The 21,650-nt window shown below is 71.1% G+C and carries 17 protein-coding genes and 1 pseudogene; 3 read left to right on the top strand and 15 right to left on the bottom strand.

Annotated elements, in window-relative coordinates; translation table 11 throughout:
• The 3 genes and pseudogenes from IQ210_RS35910 to IQ210_RS35900 all read left to right on the top strand — a co-directional run.
• Positions 1-175, top strand: a pseudogene (locus IQ210_RS35910) (formyl-CoA transferase); the annotation flags it as partial.
• A 130-nt stretch (positions 176-305) separates the two neighbouring features.
• Entirely contained in the window at positions 306-1,697 is a 1,392-nt protein-coding gene (locus tag IQ210_RS35905; RefSeq protein WP_194083411.1) for an OFA family MFS transporter, read from the top strand.
• 48 nt (positions 1,698-1,745) lie between these two features.
• A complete protein-coding gene (locus IQ210_RS35900) occupies positions 1,746-3,140 on the top strand; it encodes an OFA family MFS transporter (RefSeq protein WP_194083395.1) in 1,395 nt (464 codons plus the stop codon).
• A gap of 74 nt (positions 3,141-3,214) precedes the next feature.
• Here the strand turns inward: IQ210_RS35900 and IQ210_RS35895 are convergent, their stop codons facing one another.
• From IQ210_RS35895 to IQ210_RS35825, 15 genes are all read right to left on the bottom strand, one after another.
• The gene (locus IQ210_RS35895; RefSeq protein WP_194083394.1) at positions 3,215-4,255 is read right to left on the bottom strand and encodes a sugar phosphate isomerase/epimerase family protein; all 1,041 of its coding nucleotides are present in this window, start codon (positions 4,253-4,255) and stop codon (positions 3,215-3,217) included.
• Positions 4,256-4,315: 60 nt separating this feature from the next.
• A complete protein-coding gene (locus IQ210_RS35890; protein WP_194083393.1) occupies positions 4,316-5,722 on the bottom strand; it encodes a nucleotide pyrophosphatase/phosphodiesterase family protein in 1,407 nt (468 codons plus the stop codon).
• Positions 5,719-6,879 (bottom strand): metabolite traffic protein EboE, encoded by a 1,161-nt coding sequence (gene eboE, locus IQ210_RS35885; RefSeq protein WP_194083392.1) that lies wholly within the window; start codon positions 6,877-6,879, stop codon positions 5,719-5,721. Before eboE ends, IQ210_RS35890 begins: the two co-directional genes overlap by 4 nt.
• A gap of 3 nt (positions 6,880-6,882) precedes the next feature.
• Positions 6,883-7,740 carry a TatD family hydrolase gene (locus tag IQ210_RS35880; RefSeq protein WP_194083391.1) on the bottom strand — a complete coding sequence of 286 codons (858 nt, stop codon included), beginning with the start codon at positions 7,738-7,740 and terminating at the stop codon, positions 6,883-6,885.
• Entirely contained in the window at positions 7,740-8,468 is a 729-nt protein-coding gene (locus IQ210_RS35875) for an EboA domain-containing protein (protein WP_194083410.1), read from the bottom strand. Before IQ210_RS35875 ends, IQ210_RS35880 begins: the two co-directional genes overlap by 1 nt.
• A gap of 14 nt (positions 8,469-8,482) precedes the next feature.
• A complete protein-coding gene (locus IQ210_RS35870; RefSeq protein ID WP_194083390.1) occupies positions 8,483-9,430 on the bottom strand; it encodes a sugar phosphate isomerase/epimerase family protein in 948 nt (315 codons plus the stop codon).
• Positions 9,427-10,407: an SCO3242 family prenyltransferase gene (locus tag IQ210_RS35865; RefSeq protein ID WP_322657482.1), complete on the bottom strand. Its 981-nt coding sequence runs from the start codon at positions 10,405-10,407 to the stop codon at positions 9,427-9,429. Before IQ210_RS35865 ends, IQ210_RS35870 begins: the two co-directional genes overlap by 4 nt.
• Positions 10,404-11,660, bottom strand: coding sequence for an inositol-3-phosphate synthase (locus IQ210_RS35860; RefSeq protein WP_194083388.1), 1,257 nt, complete (start codon positions 11,658-11,660; stop codon positions 10,404-10,406). The genes IQ210_RS35865 and IQ210_RS35860 overlap by 4 nt, the downstream gene beginning before the upstream one ends.
• A 109-nt stretch (positions 11,661-11,769) precedes the next feature.
• The gene (locus tag IQ210_RS35855; protein WP_194083387.1) at positions 11,770-13,110 is read right to left on the bottom strand and encodes a ThuA domain-containing protein; all 1,341 of its coding nucleotides are present in this window, start codon (positions 13,108-13,110) and stop codon (positions 11,770-11,772) included.
• A gap of 15 nt (positions 13,111-13,125) precedes the next feature.
• Positions 13,126-15,558, bottom strand: a complete 2,433-nt coding sequence (locus IQ210_RS35850; RefSeq protein ID WP_194083386.1) for a PQQ-dependent sugar dehydrogenase — start codon at positions 15,556-15,558, stop codon at positions 13,126-13,128.
• Positions 15,559-15,721: 163 nt separating this feature from the next.
• Positions 15,722-16,720 (bottom strand): sugar phosphate isomerase/epimerase family protein, encoded by a 999-nt coding sequence (locus IQ210_RS35845; RefSeq protein WP_194083385.1) that lies wholly within the window; start codon positions 16,718-16,720, stop codon positions 15,722-15,724.
• A gap of 15 nt (positions 16,721-16,735) precedes the next feature.
• Positions 16,736-17,938, bottom strand: a complete 1,203-nt coding sequence (locus IQ210_RS35840; RefSeq protein WP_194083384.1) for a Gfo/Idh/MocA family protein — start codon at positions 17,936-17,938, stop codon at positions 16,736-16,738.
• A gap of 83 nt (positions 17,939-18,021) precedes the next feature.
• Positions 18,022-19,059: a substrate-binding domain-containing protein gene (locus IQ210_RS35835; protein WP_194083383.1), complete on the bottom strand. Its 1,038-nt coding sequence runs from the start codon at positions 19,057-19,059 to the stop codon at positions 18,022-18,024.
• A 17-nt stretch (positions 19,060-19,076) separates the two neighbouring features.
• The gene (locus tag IQ210_RS35830; protein ID WP_079309428.1) at positions 19,077-20,096 is read right to left on the bottom strand and encodes an ABC transporter permease; all 1,020 of its coding nucleotides are present in this window, start codon (positions 20,094-20,096) and stop codon (positions 19,077-19,079) included.
• Positions 20,093-21,610 (bottom strand): sugar ABC transporter ATP-binding protein, encoded by a 1,518-nt coding sequence (locus IQ210_RS35825; RefSeq protein ID WP_194083382.1) that lies wholly within the window; start codon positions 21,608-21,610, stop codon positions 20,093-20,095. Before IQ210_RS35825 ends, IQ210_RS35830 begins: the two co-directional genes overlap by 4 nt.
• Between the last annotated feature and the right edge of the window lie 40 nt (positions 21,611-21,650).

The raw sequence follows: 21,650 nt of genomic DNA, 5'->3' as shown, positions 1-21,650 counted from the left end.
CCATCCCGAACGCGGCGCCTACACCACCGTAGGCAACCCCCTCAAACTCTCCGACTCACCCACCCGCATCACCCCCTCCCCCCTCCTCGGCCAACACAACGAGGAGATCTACGTGGGTGAACTCGGCCTGGGTGACGAGGAATTGCGCCTGCTGAAGACGAGCGGGGTGATCTGACGTGACGTGAGTGAGCGAGGGGTCGGCCGACGGTGCGCGTCGGCGTGGCCCCGGGACCCGTGTGCGCACGAAAGGCATTTGGACAGGGGGCGCTGGCCAGATCTTTCGACGCAAGGAGTGCTTGACCAAGATGACAACCATCGACTATTCGACGTCCGTCCCGTATCGGGAGGTGACGGACCGCAATGGCCGCGTGTACCGCATCGGGGAGTCCGATGTGGACATCATGGGCCGCAAGCGCAGGTGGATGGTCATCCTGCCGTGGGTGGGCATGATGGGCATCAGCTCCGCCGAGTACGCGTTCACGTCGGCGGAGGACACCCTCCACGAGGCTCATCTGTGGAGCAGCGGGCACATCTTCTGGCTGATGGGCGTCTGGGTGTTCTTCCAGGCGGCCGTGGCCTTCCCCGCCGGACAGCTGCGCGAGAGCGGCAAACTTCCGGCCCGTACGGCGATGATGCTCGGCGCCGTCGGCACGATGCTCGGCTATCTCTCGCTGGCGTACGCGCCGAACGTGCTGGTGGCCTACTTCGGCTTCGGCATGTGCAGCGGTATCGGCGCCGGTCTCGTCTACGCGACCTGCGTCAACATGGTCGGCAAGTGGTATCCGGAGCGCAAGGGCGGCAAGACCGGCTTCGTCAACGGCGGTTTCGCCTACGGCTCGGTGCCCTTCGTGTTCCTGTTCACCTCGTACATGGACCTGAGCAACTACCAGACCGTGCTCGCCAGTGTGGGCATCGGACTGTGCCTGGTCGTGGCGTCGGCCGGCTGGTTCTTCAAGGACCCGCCGAAGAACTGGTGGCCCGCGCACGTCGACCCGCTCAAAGCCACCGACGACCCGAAGATCCGCCGGGCGCTGGAGAAGAACCCGCCGTCCCCCAAGCAGTACACCCCGAAGGAGGCCTCTCGTCAGCCCGTTCTGTGGATGATGTGGTTCTGCCTGCTGTGCACGGCCGGCATCAACATCTTCGGTATCGCCTTCCAGGTGCCGTTCGGCAAGGACATGGGCTTCGCGGGCGGGATCGTGGCCACGGCCATGTCGCTGAAGGCGATCGTCAACGGCACCGGCCGTGGCGTCATCGGCTGGATATCCGACCGCTACGGGCGCCGCAACACGCTGATCATCGTGTGTCTGGTGCTGGGCACCGCCCAGTTCGGTGTGCTGGTCTCGGGCCAGATGGGCAGCATGCCGTTCTTCCTGTTCTGCTCCATGGTCTCCGGCTTCGGCGGCGGCGCGATCTTCCCGCTGTTCGCGGCGATGACGGCGGACTACTTCGGTGAGAACAACAACGCCTCCAACTACGGCATGGTCTACAGCTCGAAGCTCATCTCCGGTCTCGTGGGCTCCGGAATGGGTGCGGTCGTCGTCGACGCGTGGGACTACGAGGGCGCGTTCGTCCTGGCCGGCAGCATCGGTCTGGCCTCCGCGGTGCTCGCCGTGTTCCTGAAGGCGCCCGGAACTCCGAGGACCAGCCGCGGTATCGCCCCCAACCCACAGCCGCTCGGCGAGGAAATGGCCTGACCCGCATCGTCTGACACGTATGGCCTGACACGGAGGAATTGGCCTGCAATGACGGCAGATCCCATCGCGAAGAACAGCACGTCGACCGACCCCGACGCCGCACACCGTCCCTACCGAGAAGTGACCGACGCACACGGACGTGTCTTCCGCGTCGGTGAGACCGACCGGGACATCCTCGGTCACTCCCGCAAGCTCATGGTGTATCTGCCGTGGATCGCCATGATGGCCATCAGTGTCTTCGAGTACGCGTACGGCTCGGCGGAGGACACCCTGTCCCACGCCCACGGCTGGACGCAGAGCAACACCTTCTGGATCCTCAGCGTCTGGGTCTTCTTCCAGGCCGGCGTCGCCTTCCCGGCGGGCTGGCTGCGGGAGAAGGGCCTGCTGACGGCTCGTCAGGCCATGTACGCCGGCTCGGCTCTGTGCGTCATCGGGTTCCTCGCCCTGTCGCATCTGAGCAACGTCTGGCTGGCGATCCTGGGCTTCGGTGTCGTCGGGGGCATCGGCGCCGGGCTCGTCTACGCGACCTGCATCAACATGGTCGGCAAGTGGTTCCCCGAACGCCGGGGAGCGAAGACGGGGTTCGTCAACGGCGGCTTCGCGTACGGGTCCCTGCCGTTCATCTTCATCTTCAACTACGGCTTCGACACCGCGAACTACCACCGGGTCCTGGACCTGATCGGCTGCTACATCATGATCGTGGTCTTCGGGAGCGCCTTCTTCTTCAAGGACCCGCCGAAGAACTGGTGGCCCGCGGACATCGATCCGCTGACGCACGCGGGCAACGGGAAGAACGCGACGAGCCTCGCCAAGAACCCTCCGGCGGCACGGCAGTACACGCCGAAGGAGGCCGTCAGGACCGGCATGCTCCCCCTGATGTGGGTCCTCATCGTGATGACCGCGGGAGTGTCGATCTTCGGCATCTCCTTCCAGGTCGACTACGCGAAGGAGGTGGGCTTCGGCCCGCTGGTGGCGGCGTCCTCGATGGGTGTCATGGCGGTCATCAACGGCATCGGCCGCGGTGTCGTGGGCTGGCTGTCCGACAAGTGGGGCCGCAAGCAGGCCCTGGTGTTCGTGATCGTCGTGCTGGGCCTGGCCCAGTTCGGCGTGATCTGGGCGGGCGACATCAGGAGCGAGTCGCTGTTCCTGTTCTTCGCGTTCCTCTCCGGTTTCGGCGGCGGCGCCTTCTATCCGCTCTTCGCGGCGCTCACGCCGGACTACTTCGGGGAGAACTACAACGCCACCAACTACGGCCTGGTGTACAGCGGCAAGCTGATCAGCGGCCTGTTCGGCGGTGGCCTCGGCTCCATGGTCGTCGCGGCCTGGGGCTACGACGGGGCGTACGCCCTGGCCGGCGCCGTCTCCATGGTGGCGGCGGTGCTCGCCCTGCTGCTGCGGCAGCCGGGCCGGACGCCGGTGCCGCAGCCGACGCCCGTGGCATAGCGGCACGCGCGCGTGAGGAGGCCCTCCCCGGATCGGACATCGGGGAGGGCCTCCTCATGCCGCCGTGCGGACCCTCAGCACTTCTCGCGCAGGGAGTGCAGATACGCGCTGGAGCGGCGGGCGAACGTGAACGACTCGGTGGGCTGGTCGTGTTCGGCCTGCCAGTGGTGGGCCAGGCGTTCACCGCGCAGCCGGGTCACGGCGGAGATGAAGCGCTGGTAGTCGATGTCGCCGTCGCCGACGTCGGTCATGCGGTAGCCGTAGGTGTCGGCCGGGTCGCTGACACCGTCCTTGACGTGGAACAGCGGGTAGCGGTGGGGCTGCTTGAGGACGTAGTCCAGCGGCTCGAAGGGGGCGGGGCTGCCGTCGGGGCGCTTGGAGAAGCGGAACTGGCCCGAGTAGGCCCAGAAGATGTCCATCTCCAGGAACACCAGGTCCGGGTCGGTCTCCACGAGCAGCACGTCGTAGAGGCGGACCTTGGGGTTGTCGGTGGCGAAGGAGAACTCCTCGGAGTGGTTGTGCTGGTAGAACTTCATGCCGCGCGCCTTGGCCGCAGCGCCGTAGGTGTTGAACTCCTCGGCCGCCCGCTTCCAGGCGTCCACGGTCGAGCCGTAGCGGAACGGTCCTGAGGCGGTGCCTATGTGCTTGAGGCCGAGGGCCTGGGCGTCGTCGAGGACCTTGGTGAGGTTCTGGGCGAAGGTGTAGGCGTTCGGGTCGTCGGAGTAGTAGCCGACGTGGCTGCCGATCGGGTTCAGGCCGTGGTCCCTGGCCAGCCGCTTGAGCTGGGCGAGGGTGATGGGGCCGGCCGAGCCCTGGGTGTAGCCGGCGAACTCGACCTCGTCGTAGCCGTACTTCTCGAGTTCGGCGAAGACGGGGGCGAAGCCGAGGGTGGAGACCTTGTCGCGGAGGCTGTAGAGCTGGATGCCGAGCCTGCCGGGCGGCAGGACGGGACGGCCGCGGCCCGCGGAGCCGGTCGTGGCCTCGGTGGCGGCGCCGGCCGGGGACGCCGCGGCGCCCAGCAGCGCGGCCGCGGTGGCGCCCGCTGCCACACCGAGCATGCCTCGTCTGCTGAGCCGGTGGGTGAGCTCGGGGTCGGGCTGGGACATGCGGCTCATGTCTGGGTCTCCTCGGGGTCGAAGGGCGTTGTCAGTGGCGGGTGCTTCACTGGTGACCAGTCAGGAAAGTCCGGCCAGTCGCAGCAGCAGTGCTTTCACGTCGGTGGCCGCGACGCGGTCGTCGACGGCTCGGGGGGTGGAGCAGATGAGGAGCGGACCTTCGTCGTCGCTCGCCGGAAGGCGGCCGTGGCTGCCGCGAATAGGCGCGGGGTCCAGGGGCACGACCGCCATGCGGTAGCGCAGGCCGAGCTTCTTACGGGCCAGTGCGGTGGCCGCCTTGACCTTGACGTAGGGGTCGAGGGGATCCATGAAGAGTTCGACCGGGTCGTAGCCGGGTTTGCGGTGGATCTCGACGAGTCGCGCGAAGTCGGGCGCGCGGTCGTCGTCGAGCCAGTAGTAGTACGTGAACCAGGCGTCCGGTTCCGCGACGGCGACGAGCTCGCCCGCGCGCGGATGGTCGAGGTGGTGGTTCTTCTTGCCCTCGTCGTCGAGGAGTTGCTCAATGCCTGGGAGGCCCTCCAGCGCCGCACGGGTGGCATCGAGGTCTTCGGGCCGTCGTACGTAGACATGGGCGATCTGGTGGTCGGCGACCGCGAAGGCGCGGGAGGCCATCGGGTCCAGGTACTCCATGCCGTCCTGGGTGTGGACTTCGAGCAGTCCGGCGCGGCGCAGGGCGCGGTTGATGTCGACGGGCCGGTCCGCGCGCGTGATGCCGTACTCGGACAGCGCGACGACGGTACGGCCCTCCGCGCGGGCGTCGTCCAGGAGCGGGGCCATGGCTCGGTCCAGGTCGGCGGCCGCCTTCAGGGAGCGCGGGTCGTCGGGACCGAAGCGCTGCAGGTCGTAGTCGAGGTGAGGGAGGTAGCAGAGGGTCAGGTCGGGGTGGCGGGTGGCCATGATGTGGCGGGTCGCGTCGATGATCCACTGGCTGGAGACCAGGTCGGCGCCGGGTCCCCAGAAGTGGAAGAGGGGGAAGGTGCCGAGTTTCTCGGTGAGTTCGTCGTGCAGGGCCGGGGGCCGGGTGTAGCAGTCGGGTTCCTTGCGGCCGTCGGAGTAGTAGATCGGCCGGGGGGTGACGGTGATGTCGGTGTCGGCGCCCATGGCATACCACCAGCAGATGTTGGCGACGGTGTAGCCGGGGTGGGCGCGGCGGGCGGCGTCCCAGAGCTTGTCGCCGGTGACCAGGCCGTTGTGCTGACGCCACAGGAGTACGTCGCCGAGGTCGCGGAAGTACCAGCCGTTGCCGACGATGCCGTGCTCGGCGGGGTGGGTGCCGGTGAGGAAGGTGGACTGGGCGGCGCAGGTCACGGCGGGCAGGACGGTGCCGAGGGCGGCGTGGGAGCCCGCCTGGGCGAGCCGTTTGAGGTGGGGCATGTGGTCGAGGAGACGGGGCGTGAGGCCTACGACGTCCAGGACGAGGAGGGGGGTGGGAGCCGGGTCGGTCCGATCGGTGCTCCGGGTGCTCATGGCAGCTCCTTCAGGCCGAGGCCGGTCAACAGGTCGCGGGCGAGGGTGAGTTCGGCGGCGATGCCGTCGGCGAGCTGGGTGCGGGCGCGGGGGCGCAGCTCGGGCGGGAGGGCCTGCCAGGTGTAGGTCTCGACCTCCAGGTGGCGGGTGAGCGGGTGCGGGCCGCCGACCAGCCGGGTCAGGGTGTCCTTCAGGACGGGGAGGGTGGAGGTGAGGGGTGCGGCGGGGGCCGCGTGCAGGGGGACGTGGAAGTGGGCGCGCCAGGGTGCGCCGTCGGGGAGTGCCTCGCCGCCGAGGGCTTCGCCGAGGTCGTCGGTGCCGCGCAGGCCGGCGGCGGTGGCCGTGCGGGTCTGGTGCAGGAAGCGGGGTTCGTCGAAGGCGGCGAGGGCGGTGCGGACCTCGGGGAGATGGGGGTGCTCGGCGTGCAGGGCGGCCGACAGCTGGGACTTGACGATGGTGACGCCGGCCGTGGTGAGGGCGTCGACGGCGGTGTGCGGGTTTTCGAAGGAGGTGGCGAGATGGCAGGTGTCGACGCAGATGCCGATGCGGGGGTGGGCGATCGCGGTGAGCGGGGCGAGGGCGTCGCGGGTGGTCTCGACGACGCAGCCGGGTTCGGGTTCGAGGCCGACGCGCAGGGAGCGGCCGGTCAGCTCCTGGAGCGCGTCGAGGCGTTCGGCGAGGGTGCGCAGCGCCTTCTCGGTGCGGCCGGCGTCGTGGGCGGTGCGCCAGGCGAGCGGCAGGGTGGAGATGCTGCCCTCGGTGACGTCGTCGGGGAGGAGTCCGGCCAGGACCCGGGCGAGGGCGGTGGTGTGCTCCAGGCGTTCGGGGTCGGCCCAGTCCGGTTTGTAGACGCGGTACTTGACCTCTTCGGCGCCGAACCCTTCGTACGGGAAGCCGTTGAGGGTGACGACCTCCAGGCCGCGCCGGTCGAGTTCGGCGCGCAGGGTGCGCAGGGCGGCCGGGTCGGAGTCGAGGGTGCGGGCGGCGTCCGCGGCCAGCCACAGTCCGATGCCGAGCCGGTCGCGGCCGAGGCGGCGGCGGACGGGTTCGCAGTGGTCGCGGAGCTGGGCGAGGACGCCGTCGAGGGTCTCGGCGGGGTGGACGTTGGTGCAGTAGGCGAGATGGACGGTGGAGCCGTCGGGGTGGCGGAAGCGCATGCCCTACTCGCCCCCACGCAGGATGGAGTTGCCCTCGTGGGTGGCGCCGGTGGCCGGGGTGCCCTCGGTGTCGAGGGCGAGGCGGCCGCTGATCCCGTAGAAGGCGACGGGGTTGCGCCACAGCACCAGGTCGACGTCGTCCTCGGTGAAGCCGTTCGCGAGCATGGCGTCGCCGACCCGGCGGGTCTTGAGCGGGTCGCTTCTCCCCCAGTCGGCGGCGGAGTTCACGAGCACCTTCTCGGAGCCGTACCGCTTGAGGATCGCGACCATCCGTTCCTCGTCCATCTTGGTGTCGGGATAGACGGAGAACCCGAGCCAGCCGCCGCTGTCCTTGGCCTCTTTGACGGTGGTCTCGTTGAGGTGGTCGAGCAGGACGTGCTCCGGGGGCAGCGCGGACTCCCGGACGACGTCGAGGGTGCGGCGCAGACCGACCAGCTTGTCGCGGTGCGGGGTGTGGACGAGGGCGGGCAGCGCGTGGTCGGCCGCGAGCTGGAGCTGGGCGGCGAGGGCGGTGTCCTCGGCGGGGGTCATGGAGTCGTAGCCGATCTCGCCGACGGCGACGACCTGGTCCTTGACGAGATACCGGGGCAGTTCGTCGAGGACGGGCACACAGCGCGGATCGTTGGCCTCCTTGGGGTTGAGGGCGAGCGTGCAGTGATGGGCGATGCCGTACTGGGCGGCGCGGAAGGGCTCCCAGCCGAGGAGGGCGTCGAAGTAGTCGAGGAAGGAGGCGGGCGAGGTGCGGGGCTGGCCGAGCCAGAAGGAGGGTTCGACGACGGCGCGGACGCCTGCGGCGTGCATGGCCTCGTAGTCGTCGGTGGTGCGGGAGGTCATGTGGATGTGGGGGTCGAAGATGCGCATCAGGACTCCTCGCCGTCGGTGCCGCGCGGGCCGGGGGCGGTGGCCGGTGCGGGTGGGGTGGCCGTGGGGTCGGTCAGGGTCAGGACCCGGTGCAGGTCCGCGGGGACGGGACGGCCCGCTGCGGTGCGTTCGGCGGCGTAGTCGCCGAGCATCCGGGCGAGTTCGGCGTCGGCGTGGGCGCGCCGGTCCAGGTCGGCCACCGCCGCGACGGGCACGCCGGTGAACAGGCACTTCAGGACGGCGTGCCGCCACTGGTGGGGGTCGAGGTGGCGGGCGGCGTAGGGGCCGACGGCGGCGGCGACGAGCCGGGTGTCGTTGGTGCGCAGGGCGTCCTCGACGAGCGGGAGCGCGTCCGGGCCCGGCACGAGGTGGGGCAGGGCGTGCAGGACGGCGCGGCGTTCGGCGGCGGTGCCCTGCTGGTAGACGCGGGTGAGGGCGGCGGCGTCGGCGCGGGCCGCGTGCAGGATCAGGACGCGGGCGGCGTCGGCGTGCTCGGCACCGCAGCGCCGCCCGGCCTCGGCGAGCCGCAGCTCCCACACGGAGATGGGGCCGTGCGTGCCGGGATGGGTGCCGGCCTCGTCGAGGGCCTGGTCGAGCCAGGCGCGGGCGGCGCCGGTGAGGTGGGAGTCGAGGCGGGTGTGGAGGTCTGCGGGGCGGGTGCGGGCGAGGTCGTCGCTGGTGACGGCGTCCACGGGGCTGTCGCTGTTGACGCGCTCCACAGGGGTCATGGGGCTGATGCGGCTCATGGGGTGGTGCTCCCTTCTGGGGTGGCGGAGGGATCGCCGGGAGGTGGTGCGGGATCGGAGGACGCGGTGGGGGCGGCTGCCGCGTGGAGGAACGGGAGGGACTGTTCGGCGTGGTGGGGGCCCGCGTGGGAGTGGCGGGGCAGTTCGACGACGGTCAGTCCCCGGTAGCCGGTGTCGGCCAGGGCGGCGAGGACGGGCGGGAAGTCGATCTCCCCGTCCCCGAAGGGGAGGTGTTCGTGAACGCCCCGGCGCATGTCCTCGATCTGGACGTGGCGCAGCCAGGGGGCGGCGGCGCGGACGCAGGCCTCGGGAGGGAGGGGTTCGAGGCACTGGCAGTGGCCGATGTCGAGGGTCAGGCCCAGCGGCTCCGGGTCGTCGAGCAGCCGGCGGAGCCGGTGGAAGTCGGCGAGGGTGGCGAGGAGATGGCCGGGTTCGGGTTCGACGGCGAGCGGCATGCCGGCGGCGGTCGCGGCGTCCAGGACCGGCTCCAGCGCCTCGGCGAGCCGCTTCCATGCCAGGTCGGTGTCAGTGCCGGCCGGGGTGATCCCGCTGAAGCAGTGCACGGCGTGGGCGCCCAGGTCGGCGGCGACCTGCACGGCGCGGACGAGGAGGTCGACGCGGCGGGCGCGGTCCTCGGGGTCCGGGTCGAGGAGGGACGGGCCGTGTTTGCGGCGCGGGTCGAGGACGTAGCGGGCCCCGGTCTCCACGGTGACGCCCAGGCCGAGTGCCCCCAGTCGCCGGGCGACGGTTCGGGTGCGGGCGGCCAGGTCGGGGGCGAGCGGGTCGAGGTGCATGTGGTCGAGGGTCAGGCCGACGCCGTCGTAGCCGAGGTCGGCGAGCAGGCCGAGGGCGTCGTCGAGCCGGAGGTCGGTGAGGCCGTTGGTGCCGTAGCCGAAGCGGAGGGGGGTGCGGGGCCGGTGGGCGCCGGGGGCGGGGCGGGTCATGTGACGCTCACCTTCCTTGCGAACTTCCTGCCGAGCGGGGCGAGTGCGGCGACGAGCAGGGCACCGGTCCGGGCTCCGGAGCGGGCGGCAAGAGCGGCCTGGAGGGGGATGGTGGCGCGGATGCCGCTGCCGACGGCGCGTTGGGTGAGTGGGGGTGAGGGGTTGAGGGCGGCGTGGAAGTAGGGGCGGACGACGGTCGCGGCGTAGGCGGCGGAGAGGGCGGTGCGCAGGGCGGTGGCGGTGGTGCCCGGGGTGGTGCCGATCGGGGCCGGTGTTGTGGACGGACTCAGGTCGGCTCGGGCGGTGTCCGTTGCCGTGGGGCCCGGCAGACCGGGAGCGGCTGCTGTCCCTCGGTCTGCCGGGGGTCGGGGGGTGATGAGCCGGGTCAGAACGGCCGTTGCGGCCAGGGCGGCCAGGGGCGGCAGTGGTGAGCCGTCCCGGGTCTCCTGGCGGGAGACGGTGGTCACCGCGAGGGTGTGGGTGCCGAGCAACGCGGCGGAGGGGACGGCCGCGCGGGTGTGGCCGGTCGTGGCCGCGGCGCCCAGGAGCAGGTCGAGGCCGCGGGCCGCGGCCATGGCGACGGGGCCCGCGGGGGTGTGCTTCAGGGCGAGGTCGTAGGCCCACACCGTGGCGGCCAGGGGGGCGGCCACCGTGAGGGCGGGGCGGCCGGCGCGGGCGGCGAGGGTCAGGCCGGCCGCCGTGAGCGCGCAGGCCGCTGTCAGGGCCTCGGCCGGTCGGATGCGGCCGGAGGGGATCGGACGGTGGGGGCGCTCGGCGGCGTCCTCCGTCCGGTCCGCCCAGTCGTTGAGGGCCATGCCGGCCTCGTACAGACAGAGGGAGGAGCCGATGGCCAGCAGGGTCCGGGAGTTGGCGCGGGCGGAGGCGGCTGCCGCCCCGGCGAGGACGTCGCCGGGGACGGTGAACAGGGCGGGCAGCCGCAGGAGTTCGGCCCAGGCACGGGCACGCCCCGGCTTCACCGCTCCTCCCCGTCGAGCCCGGCTCGGCCCGGATCGCCTTGCTCGCACGCATCACCGGACCCGCCGAGGCGGCCCGCACCGCCCGGCTCACCCTGACGGCGAGAACCGTCCAGCCCGCTCTGTGCGCCGGCGCCGTCGGCCCGCCCCAACCGCCCCGCGAACCCCACCAACGCCTCGTACTGCTCCCCCAGCGCCGCGGGCCCCTCCCCCACCGGGTCCTTGAAGTAGAAGCCGAGGTCGGTCAAGGGGCCCGACAGTCCCGCTTCGTGGGCGCGGGTCGTCAGGCGGGCCAGGTCCAGGACGAGGGGGGCCGCGAGGGCGGAGTCGCAGCCCTGCCAGATGGTCTGGAGGATCATGCGGGCGCCCAGGAAGCCGTCGAAGGCGATGTGGTCCCAGGCCGTCTTCCAGTCGCCGAGCGCCGGGACGTCGTCGATGTGGACCTCGCCCTCGGGGGTCGTGCCCAGGGTGTCGGCGAGGACGCGTTCCTTGCCGGCGTTCTTCGCCGCCGCGGCGGCCGGGTCGGCGAGGGCGGCGCCGTCCCCGCCGCCGAGCAGGTTCGTCCCGGACCAGGCCCGCACGTCCAGCGCCCGCTGGGTGAACATCGGCCCGAGGACGGCGCGCAGCAGCGTCTGCCCGGTCTTGCCGTCGCGGCCCGCGTACGGCAGTCCGCTCGCCGCCGCCAGGGGGGCAAGTTCTGGGTGGTGCAGGCCCGTTGAGGGGGTGAAGTTGACGTACGGGCAGCCCGCGCGGAGGGCGGCGGCCGCGTAGAGGGAGCTGGGCGGCAGTGCGCGGCCCGCCGGGGCCGGTTCCGTGGACGCCACGTTCACCACCACGGCGCGCGTCAGCCCACACCGTCGTACGAAGTCCTGGATGTCGGCGGCGAAGGCGGCGATCAGCTCGTCCTCGGTGCGATGGTCGCCCGGGGCCGGTCCGCCCGGCCTGATCTCCGCGTCGGCGGCGGCGAGTTCGGCGGCCACGGCGGCGGGGAGACCCGGCGGGAGGACCCCTCCGGCCGCCAATGCCTCGGCCCGCTTCGGGAGCGGGCAGTCCACCGTGTCGTGGCCGCCGAAGACGAGGGAGGTCAGCGGCGGCAGGCCGCTGTCGGCGAAGGGGGGTGTCTCGGTGACCAGCCCGGTCGGCGGGTGCAGGCCCGCGGTCACGGCGGCGGCCCCGGCGACGACGGTGGTGGCGACGGAGCCGCGCGCACCGATCAGCCAGACGCCGACACGGGATGAGGAAACGGGCGCGGACATGGGCAGCCTCCTTGTCGTACGCGTCACCGATGAACTCCCCGACAGGGAAACCCTGTTGGGGGATGGGAAGACGGCGGGCGGGGGTCCGGCGTCCCCCGCCCGCCGCCGCTCAGTCGCCCTGTGAGGTCTTCACGGGCAGCTCCTTGATCCGGACGTTCCGGAAGGACACCTGGTCGTCGGCTCCGTGGTTCTGGATGCCGATGTGTCCGTCACGCAGGCTCCGGGCCGGATCGGTGTTGGTGAAATCGTTGATCTTCACGCCGTTGAGCCAGACGCGGAGCCGTTCGCCCTCCACGCGGATCTCGTACGTGTTCCACTCCCCCGGCGGGTTCAGCGCGCGGTCGCGCTTCTTGAGGTCGGCGGACCGGAAGCCGTAGACGGAGCCCGTCGTCTTCTCGGGTACGTCGGTGGCGTCGATCTGGATCTCGTAGCCGTTGTTCACCGCGGACCACGGGTCGTCCGAGGGCGGGAAGCCCACGAACACACCGGAGTTGTCGTCGCCGGCCATCTTCCAGTCGAGCTTCAGGGAGTACGAGGTGAAGCCCGACGCGGCGTACCAGAGCATCCCCATCCCGCCCGACGACGTGAGCGTGCCGTCGTCGGAGAGGGTGAAGGAGCCGGGGCCCGCCTGCTGCCAGCCGTCCAGCGACGTGCCGTCGAAGAGCGGTCGGTAGCCGTTCTCCGGGCGGCAGTCGGCCTGGGCGTCGCCGATCGCGTACCGGATTCCGCCTGCCAGGTGCTGGCGGAACAGCGGGTCGGCGTACGACTCCTTGGTGTGCCCGCCGCCGGTGTAGAAGGCGCGGCCGCCCTGGTAGTTCTGGCACCAGGCGATCGGATGGTCGCCGTTCATGGTGCCGCCGGTGTACGAGGACTCGTCGAGGGAGGCGAGGACGTGGGCCTTCTCCCGGGGGTTGGAGCGGTAGTTGTACCACTCGTCGGTCCGGTTCCAGGTCCGTGCCAGGCCCGCGGTCGCCGGGTGGGCGCGGTCCTCGACGGTGACCGTCGCGGGCTGGATCGCCGGGTGCGACTGGAAGTAGGCGCCGGCGAGCCCGCCGTAGAACGCCCAGTCGTACTCGGTGTCGGCGGCGGCGTGGATGCCGACGTAGCCGCCGCCGTGCCGGATGTAGCCCTCGAAGGCGGTCTGCTGGGCGGCGTCGAGGACGTCGCCGGTGGTGGACAGGAAGACGACCGCGTCGTAGCGGCGCAGGTTGCCCGAGGTGAAGGCGCCGGCGTCCTCGGTGGCGTCGACGGTGAAGCCGTTGGTCTCGCCGAGCTGCCGTACCGCCGCTATGCCTTCGGGGATGGAGTCGTGGCGGAAGCCGGCCGTCTTGGAGAAGACCAGGACCCGCTTGCCGTCGTCGCCGCCCTGTGAGGCGGCCGGTCCCGAGACACAGCCCAGGAGGATTGCCGCTCCGGCAACCGCCGTTGCCGTACGGGTGGTTGGGCGCATCACACGTACCTCCTCTCAGCTGGTGGTGAAGGTGAAGTCGTCCACGTCGAACAGGGCGCCGTTGCCGGTGCCGCCCTTGAAGACGAGGTAGAGCGAGGTCGTTCCGCGGGGTGCGCGGGACAGGTCGGCGGTGACGTCCTGGAAGTTCTCCCAGCCGCCGGTCACGGGCACGGTCGCCGTGCCGAGCAGGGTGCCGGTCGAGGACCCCGCACGGACCTCGAGGGTGCCGCCGGCGCCGCCGGAAGAGATGCGGGCGCTGATGGACTTGGCGTTGCTCAGCACGTACGGCGTGAACGCGATCCAGTCGCCGTTGTCGATGTCGCCGACGGTGTTGCCGCCGTGGGCGGCGGACTTGGCGATGACCGAGATGCCGCTGCTGGTGCCGAAGTGCTCGGCCTGGCGGTGCCGGGGCTGGAGCACGCTCTGGTCGTGGGTGGTGAGGGCGGCCTGGCCGCCGCCTCCGCCGTCGGTGTACTCGGCGTCCATCACGCCGAAGATGTCGGCGTCCTCGTCATGGCCGCCGTCGGCGCTGGTCTGGATGGTGCCGGAGCAGCCGTTGGCGGAGGTGACGGGGTGACCGTGGCTGTCGTGGCCGAGGACGAAGGTGACCGTGACCTTGGAGCAGTCGATGGTCGTGTCCTCCGGGTCGGTGACCCTCACCTTGAACGGGATCGCGTCGCCGAAGCTGAACAGCTGCCCGTCACGCGGGAGTTCGAGGGTGACCTTGGGGGCGGTGTTGCCGACGACGATCTGCACGCTCGCGCTGCCGGTGCGCCCGGAGGCGTCCTTGGCGGTGAGGGTCGCGGTGTAGGTGCCGTTCTTCGTGTACTTGTGGGTCGGGTTCGCCGCCGTGGACGTGCCGCCGTCGCCGAAGTCCCAGCTGTACGTGAGGGCGTCGCCGTCCTGGTCGGAGGTGCCCTCGGAGGAGAACTGCACCTTCAGCGGCGCCTGCCCCGAGGTGCGGTTCGCGGCGGCCTGGGCGACGGGCGAGTGGCCGTCGGTGGCGTTCTCGATGCGGTACAGGGCGGAGTTCTCGTCGCCGCCGAACCAGGAGACGCCGTAGTCGAGGACGTACAGCGCGCCGTCCGGTCCGAAGGCCATGTCCATCACCTGGGTGCCGGTCCACGGCACGTCGTTGATCGACTGGACGGTGCCGGAGGCGTCGCTGGTGATGCGCTTGATCCAGCGGCGGCCGAACTCCCCGGCGAAGAAGTCGCCGTCGTAGGCCTCGGGGAACTTCACGGGCGAGTCGAGGGAGGCGTCGTAGTGGTAGACCGGGCCGCCCATCGGGGACTCGGAGCCGGTGCCGAACTCCGGTACGGAGCCGCCGTCGTAGGGGATCCAGGCGGCCTGCGCCGGGGGAAGGTCGGTGAGGCCGGTGTTGTGCGGGGAGGTGTTCTTCGGGGCGCCGCAGTCGAAGGACGCGCCGGAGGTGCCGGTGGCGAAGTCGTGGTCGACGTAGGCATCGTTGTCGCCGGTGCAGTACGGCCAGCCGAAGTTGCCCGGGCCGGTGACGCGCGCGAACTCGACCTGTCCCGCCGGTCCGCGGGCCGGGTCGGCGGCGCCCGCGTCGGGACCGTAGTCGCCGACGTAGAGGATGCCGGTCGCCTTGTCGACGCTGAAGCGGAAGGGGTTGCGGAAGCCCATGGCGTAGATCTCGGGCCGGGTCCTGTCCGTGCCGGGGGCGAAGAGGTTGCCCTCGGGGACGGTGTAGGAGCCGTCGGCGGCGACCTTGATGCGCAGGATCTTGCCGCGCAGGTCGTTGGTGTTGCCGGCCGAACGCTGGGCGTCGAAGCCGGGGTTGCGGTTCGCGCGCTCGTCGATCGGGGTGAAGCCGTCCGACTGGAACGGGTTGGTGTCGTCGCCCGTCGACAGATACAGGTTGCCGGCCGCGTCGAAGTCGATGTCGCCGCCGACGTGGCAGCACAGGCCGCGGGTGGCGGGGACGTCGAGGACCTTCTTCTCGCTGGCCTTGTCGAGGGTGCCGTCGGCGTTCAACGTGAACCGGGAGAGCCGGTTGACACCGTCGAAGGGTGCGAAGTCGGCGGCGGTACCGGTCTCGGGGGCGTCGCCCGCGGGGGTGGTCAACGGCGGTGCGTAGTACAGGTAGATGGCCCGGTTGGTGGCGAAGTCCGGGTCCACGCCCACGCCTTGGAGGCCCTCCTCGTCGTGGGAGTAGACGTCGAGCTTGCCGATCAGCCGCGTGGTGCCCGCGGCGTCCGTCATCCGCAGCTCACCGTCGCGCGAGGTGTGCAGGACCGAGCGGTCCGGGAGGACGGCGAGCGACATGGGCTCGCCGACCTCCGGTTCCCCCTTGGCGAGGGTGACCTGCTGGAAGTCCTCGGCGGCCGCCGAGGACCGCGCAGGCTCGGCGACGGCTGCGCCGGCCTGGGGAGCGGTGAGGGTGAGCGAGGCGCCCATCAGCAGCGCGCCGCTCAAGAACGCCATCGTCTTGCGGAACGTACGGGGTCCTCTGTGGCTCTCGGATCTGTCGGGGCTGGAGTTGCGGGATTTCCCGTGCACGAATGCCTCCGGAGTGGGGCCGGTTGTACGGGCGGGTGCGGTGCGGTACGCCGGGATGCGCCGTCATCCCGGAGGGCTCACGGAAGAGTCAGTTGCCGAACGCCGCGTCGAAGGAGGTGGTCGGGGGCTCGAAGTCGTACGCCTTGAGACTGCGCAGCGCCTCGGGGGCGCCCTGGAGGCGGTCCATGCCGGCGTCCTCCCACTCCACCGAGACCGGCCCGTCGTAGCCGATCGAGCGCAGCATGCGGAAGACGTCCTCCCAGGGGACGTCGCCGTGTCCGGCGGAGACGAAGTCCCAGCCGCGGCGCGGGTCGCCCCACGGCAGATGGGAGCCCAGGCGTCCGTTGCGGCCGTCCAGGCGCTTGCGGGCCTCCTTGCAGTCGACGTGGTAGATCCGGTCGCGGAAGTCGTACAGGAAGCCGACTGGGTCCAGGTCCTGCCACACGAAATGCGAGGGGTCGAAGTTCAGGCCGAACGCCGGCCGGTGATCGACGGCTTCCAGGGCGCGTTGGGTGGTCCAGTAGTCGTAGGCGATCTCGCTGGGATGCACCTCGTGCGCGAAGCGCACGCCCTCGGCGTCGAAGACGTCCAGGATCGGGTTCCAGCGGGCCGCGAAGTCCTCGTAGCCACGCTCGATCATCGCCTCCGGCGCGGGCGGGAACATCGCGACGAGATGCCAGATCGCCGAGCCGGTGAACCCGATCACCGTGTCGACGCCGAACGCGGCCGCAGCCCGCGCGGTGTCCGCGATACGGGCCGCCGCCCGCTGCCGCACCCCCTCCGCATCACCGTCACCCCAGATCTCCCCTGGCAGGATCGCCTGATGGCGTTCGTCGATGATCGCGTCGCAGACCGCCTGCCCGACGAGGTGGTTGGAGATCGCCCAGCACTTCAGGCCGTACTTGTCGAGGAGTTGGTGCCGGAACTTCACATAGCCGGGGTCGGCGAGGGCCTTGTCGACCTCGAAGTGGTCGCCCCAGCAGGCGAGTTCGAGGCCGTCGTAGCCGAAGTCCCGGGCCAGGCGGCACACCTCCTCCAGGGGGAGGTCCGCCCACTGACCGGTGAAGAGCGTGAACTGGCGCGGCATAGGGGAAAACCCTCCTCAGACAGCGACGGGCGTGTAGACGGAGTTCTTCTCGGCGCTCTCCTCCACCGCGGCGAGCACCCGCTGTACCTGGAGCCCGTCCGCGAAGGACGGGTCGGGGCGGCGGCCCTCGGCGACGGCGTGGACGAGGTCGCGGGCCTGGTGGACGAAGGAGTGCTCGTAGCCGAGGCCGTGGCCGGGCGGCCACCAGCCCTCCAGGTAGGGGTGGTCGGGCTCGGTGACGAGGATGCGGCGGAAGCCGGCGTGCGCGCCGGGCTCGGTGCCGTCGTGGTACGAGAGTTCGTTGAGGCGTTCCAGGTCGAACGCCAACGAGCCTTTGTCACCGTTGAGTTCGATGCGCAGGGCGTTCTTGCGGCCAGTGGCGTAGCGGGTGGCCTCGAAGGAGGCGAGGGCGCCGGAGGCGAAGCGGCCGGTGAAGAGTGCGGCGTCGTCGACGGTGACCGGGGCGGTGCCGCCGGCCGACACGGCAGACAGGCCCTTCACCCCGCCGGCCGGCAGGGGCCGTTCGTGGACGAAGGTCTCCGTCATCGCGGACACCCCGGCCAGCCGCTCCCCCGCCAGATGCTGGGCGAGGTCGATGATGTGGGCGCCGAGGTCGCCGAGCGCGCCCGAGCCGGCGTACTCCTTGCGCAGCCGCCAGGTGAGCGGGAACTCCGGGTCCACGAGCCAGTCCTGGAGGTACGCCACCCGCACGTGCCGCAGTTTTCCGATGCGGCCCTCGGCGATCATGTTCCGGGCGAGCGCGGTGGCGGGCACCCGGCGGTAGTTGAACCCGACCATCGCCAACTGGCCGCGCGCGTGGGCCTCTTCGGCCGCCCGCGTCATGTTCTCGGCCTCCTCGACGGAGTTCGCCAGGGGCTTCTCGCACAGCACGTGCTTGCCCGCCGCGAGGGCCGCGACGGCGATGTCGGCGTGGCTGTCGCCGGGGGTGCAGATGTCGACGAGGTCGACGTCGTCGCGGGCGATCAGCGCACGCCAGTCGGTCTCGGCCGCCGCCCAGCCGTGCTTGTCGGCCGCCGCCCGCACGGCGTCCGGGTCGCGCCCGCAGATCGCGGACAGGACCGGCTGCCGGGGCAGGTCGAAGACGCGTCCCACGGTGCGCCAGCCCTGGGAATGGGCGGCGCCCATGAAGGCGTAACCGACCATGCCGACCCGAAGCGGCGGCTTCTCGGGCCCTTCTGACTGCTGCGGCTGTGCCATGCGCAATGTCCTCCTCGTCGTCGTGGCGCGGTGGGGGGTGCGGTCCGCCCGGCGGAGTCGTCCGGTCCGCCGGGCGGAGCGGCTCACTTGAAGCCGGTGGACATGTACTGGTCGACGTTGGTCTTGTCGACGACGGCCGAGTAGAGCGTGATCGACGCCGGGATCTCGAACTCGGCGAGGCCGCCGACGCCCTTGCTCTGGCCGAGGGCGCGGGCAAGGTCGATCGCGGACGCGGCCATGGTCGGCGGGTACAGGACGGTCGCCTTGAGGACGCCGTCGTCCTTCTTGATGGCCTGGAAGGCGGACAGGGCGCCCGCGCCGCCGACCATCAGGAAGTCGTCGCGGCCGGCCTGCTCGATGGCCCTCAGCGCGCCCACGCCCTGGTCGTCGTCGTGGTTCCACAGCGCGTCGAACTTCGACTGGGCCTGGAGGAGTTGGGCCATCTTGGCCTGCCCGGACTCCACCGTGAACTCGGCGGCCTGCCGGGCCACCTTCTTGACGTTGGGATAGTTCTTCAGGGCGTCGTCGAAGCCCTTGGTGCGCTGCTGGGTGAGCTCCAGGTTGTCAAGGCCGGCCAGCTCGATCACCCGGGCGTCCGACTTCCCCTTGAGCTTCTCACCGATGTAGTGCCCGGCGTTGAGGCCCATGCCGTAGTTGTCGCCGCCGATCCAGCAGCGGTACGCCTGCGGGGAGTTGAAGATGCGGTCGAGGTTGATGACGGGTATCCCGGCGCGCATCGCCTTCAGACCGACCTGGGTGAGGGCCTTGCCGTCGGCGGGCAGGATCACCAGGACGTCGACCTTCTTGTTGATGAGGGTCTCGATCTGGCCGATCTGCTGGGCGGTGTCGTTGGAGCCCTCGGTGATCTCCAGGGTGACGTCGGAGTACTTCTTCGCCCGCGACTTGGCGTTGTCGTTGATGGCGTTGAGCCAGCCGTGGTCGGCCTGCGGGCCGGCGAAGCCGATGGTGACGGCCTTGCCGGGCTTGTCGTCGGCGGCCGGCTGGTCGTTGGCGGCCGGTTCGTCGTCGGAGTCGTTACTCGTGCAACCTGCGAGGACGGCACCCGCGGAAACGGCGGCGGCCCCGAAGAGCAGTCCTCTGCGTGTGGGGAGCTGTGTCATGGCGGTGAACCCTTTCCTCAGGTCGTGCTTGCGGTACGGCGCTGGACCAGCACGGCGGCGACGATGATCGCGCCCTTGGCGATCTGCTGGACGTCGCTCTGCAGGTTGTTCAGGGCGAAGATGTTGGTGATCGTGGTGAAGATCAGGACCCCGAGCACGGAGCCGGTGATGGTGCCGCGGCCGCCGCTGAGCAGCGTGCCGCCGATGATCGCGGCGGCGATCGCGTCGAGCTCGTAGAGGTTGCCGTTGGTGTTCTGGCCGGAGCCGGACAGGATGATCAGCAGGAAGGCGGCGATGCCGCAGCACAGCCCGGACAGCAGGTAGAGGTAGAGGCGCTGGCGGCGGACGTCGATGCCGGCGAGGCGGGCGGCCTCCGCGTTGCCGCCGACGGCGACCGTGCGGCGGCCGAAGGTGGTGCGGTTGAGGACCAGCCAGCCGATGACGGTGACGACGGCGAAGACCATGACGAGCGGCGGGATGCCGAGCACGTACGCGTCGCGCAGACCGAGGTCGAGGACGGAGTCGACGGTGACGATCTGCGTCTTGCCGTCGGTGATCTGGAGGGCGAGGCCGCGCGCCGAGGCGAGCATGGCGAGGGTGGCGATGAACGGGACCATCCCGCCGTACGCGATGAGCAGTCCGTTGACCAGGCCGCAGCCGAGGCCGACGAGCACCGCGGTGAGGAGGATGCCGCCGAAGCCGTACTCCTGGGTGGCGACCGTGGTGGCCCACACGGAGGCGAGGGCGACGATCGCGCCGACGGACAGGTCGATGCCGCCCGACATGATCACGAAGGTCATGCCGACGGTGACGACACCGATCACGGAGGCCTGGGTGAGGACGAGTTGGAGGTTGCGGGTGTCGAGGAACTCGTCCGGCTTGGTGATGCCGCCGACCAGGATCAGCGCGGCGAGCACCCCGAGGAGGGACAGGGTACGGACGTCGGCGTGGGCGAACAGACCGCGCCAGACGGGGGGTTGACCGGCCGACGGCACCTTGCCGGTGTCGTCCCGGGGCGGGGAGGCATGCTGCGTCATGACGCCGGACTTCCTTCCATGACGAGGTCGAGTACGCGGTGTTCGTCGAGCTCGCGGGCGGGGGCGGTGTGGACGACGCGCCCCTCGCGCAGCACCAGGACGCGGTCGGCGAGGCCGAGCACCTCGGGGACCTCGCTGGAGACCAGCAGCACGGCCAGACCCTCGTCGGCGAGGCGGCGGATCACCGCGTACAGCTCGGCGCGGGCGCCGACGTCGACGCCTCGGGTCGGCTCGTCGAGCAGCAGGACCCGGCAGCCGCGCAGCAGCCAGCGGGCCAGGACGGCCTTCTGCTGGTTGCCGCCGGACAGGGTACGGACCGGCACGGAGGGATTGTCGGGCCGCAGCGACAGTTCCCGGGTGGCGGCCCGGGCCGCGCCCCGCTCGGCGCCCCGGTCGAGCCAACCGCCGCGCGAGAAGCGGGACATGGAGGAGACCGAGACGTTGCGGGTGACGGACTCCAGCATCAGCAGCGCCTGCGCCTTGCGTTCCTCGGGGGCGAGCCCGAGTCCGGCGCGGACGGCGGCACGCACGCTGCCCGTCTTCAACGGCCGTCCGTCGACGCTCACTTGACCGGCCGAGGGCTTCCGCGCCCCGTAGATCGTCTCCAGGATCTCGGACCGCCCCGAGCCGACCAGTCCGGCGAGGCCGACGATCTCCCCGGGGTGCACGGTGAGGTCGAGCGGCTCGAACTCGCCCTCCCGGGCGAGCCCGCGCACCTCCAGGACCGGGGTGCCCTCGGGGGCGGCGGTGGGCCGGTCGGGGAAGACGTACTCGACGTTGCGGCCCGTCATCAGTGCCACGACCTCGCTGGTCGGCGTCGTCTTCGCGGGCAGTCCGCCCGCGACGGCCCGGCCGTCCTTCAGCACGGTCACCCGGTCGCCGATGCGCCGGATCTCCTCCAGCCGGTGGGAGATGTAGACGACGGCGACACCGTCGGCGGTGAGGTCGCCGACGATGCGGAAGAGGTTGTCCACCTCGTCCGGGTCGAGGGCGGCGGACGGCTCGTCCATGACGATGAGCCGTACGTCGTGGGAGAGGGCCCGCGCCATGGAGACGATCTGCTGCTGGGCCGCCGACAACTCGCCGACCAGGCGCCCCGGTTCGATCTCCGCGTGCCCGAGCCGCTTCAGGAGCTGGGCCGTCGAGGCCCGCGCGCTCCGCCTTCGTACGACGAAACCGGCGGTCGTCGGTTCATGGCCGAGGTGGACGTTCTCGGCCACCGACAGATGCTCCACCAGGTCGAGTTCCTGGTAGATGGTGGCGATGCCGAGGCGCATGGCGGCGATGGGCGAGCGCAGGGTGACCGGTTCGCCGCGCCAGCTGATCACGCCGTCGTCGGGCTGGTGGGCACCGGCCAGCACCTTGATGAGGGTGGACTTCCCGGCCCCGTTCTGACCGAGGAGGCAGTGCACTTCACCCGCCTGGACGTCGAGGTCGACGCCGTCGAGGGCCCGGACTCCGGGGAAGGACTTGGTGATGCCGGACATGGTGAGCAGCGGAGGTTCTGGTGCCATGCGGATTCCCCTTGGCGGGCGTGCGGGCCGGTTTCAGGGC

The sequence above is a fragment of the Streptomyces justiciae genome, from assembly GCF_015163075.1.
GTDB classification, from domain to species: Bacteria; Actinomycetota; Actinomycetes; order Streptomycetales; family Streptomycetaceae; genus Streptomyces; species Streptomyces justiciae.
Note: the sequence above shows the minus strand (reverse complement) of the source record. Positions and strands in the feature narration are given on the sequence as shown.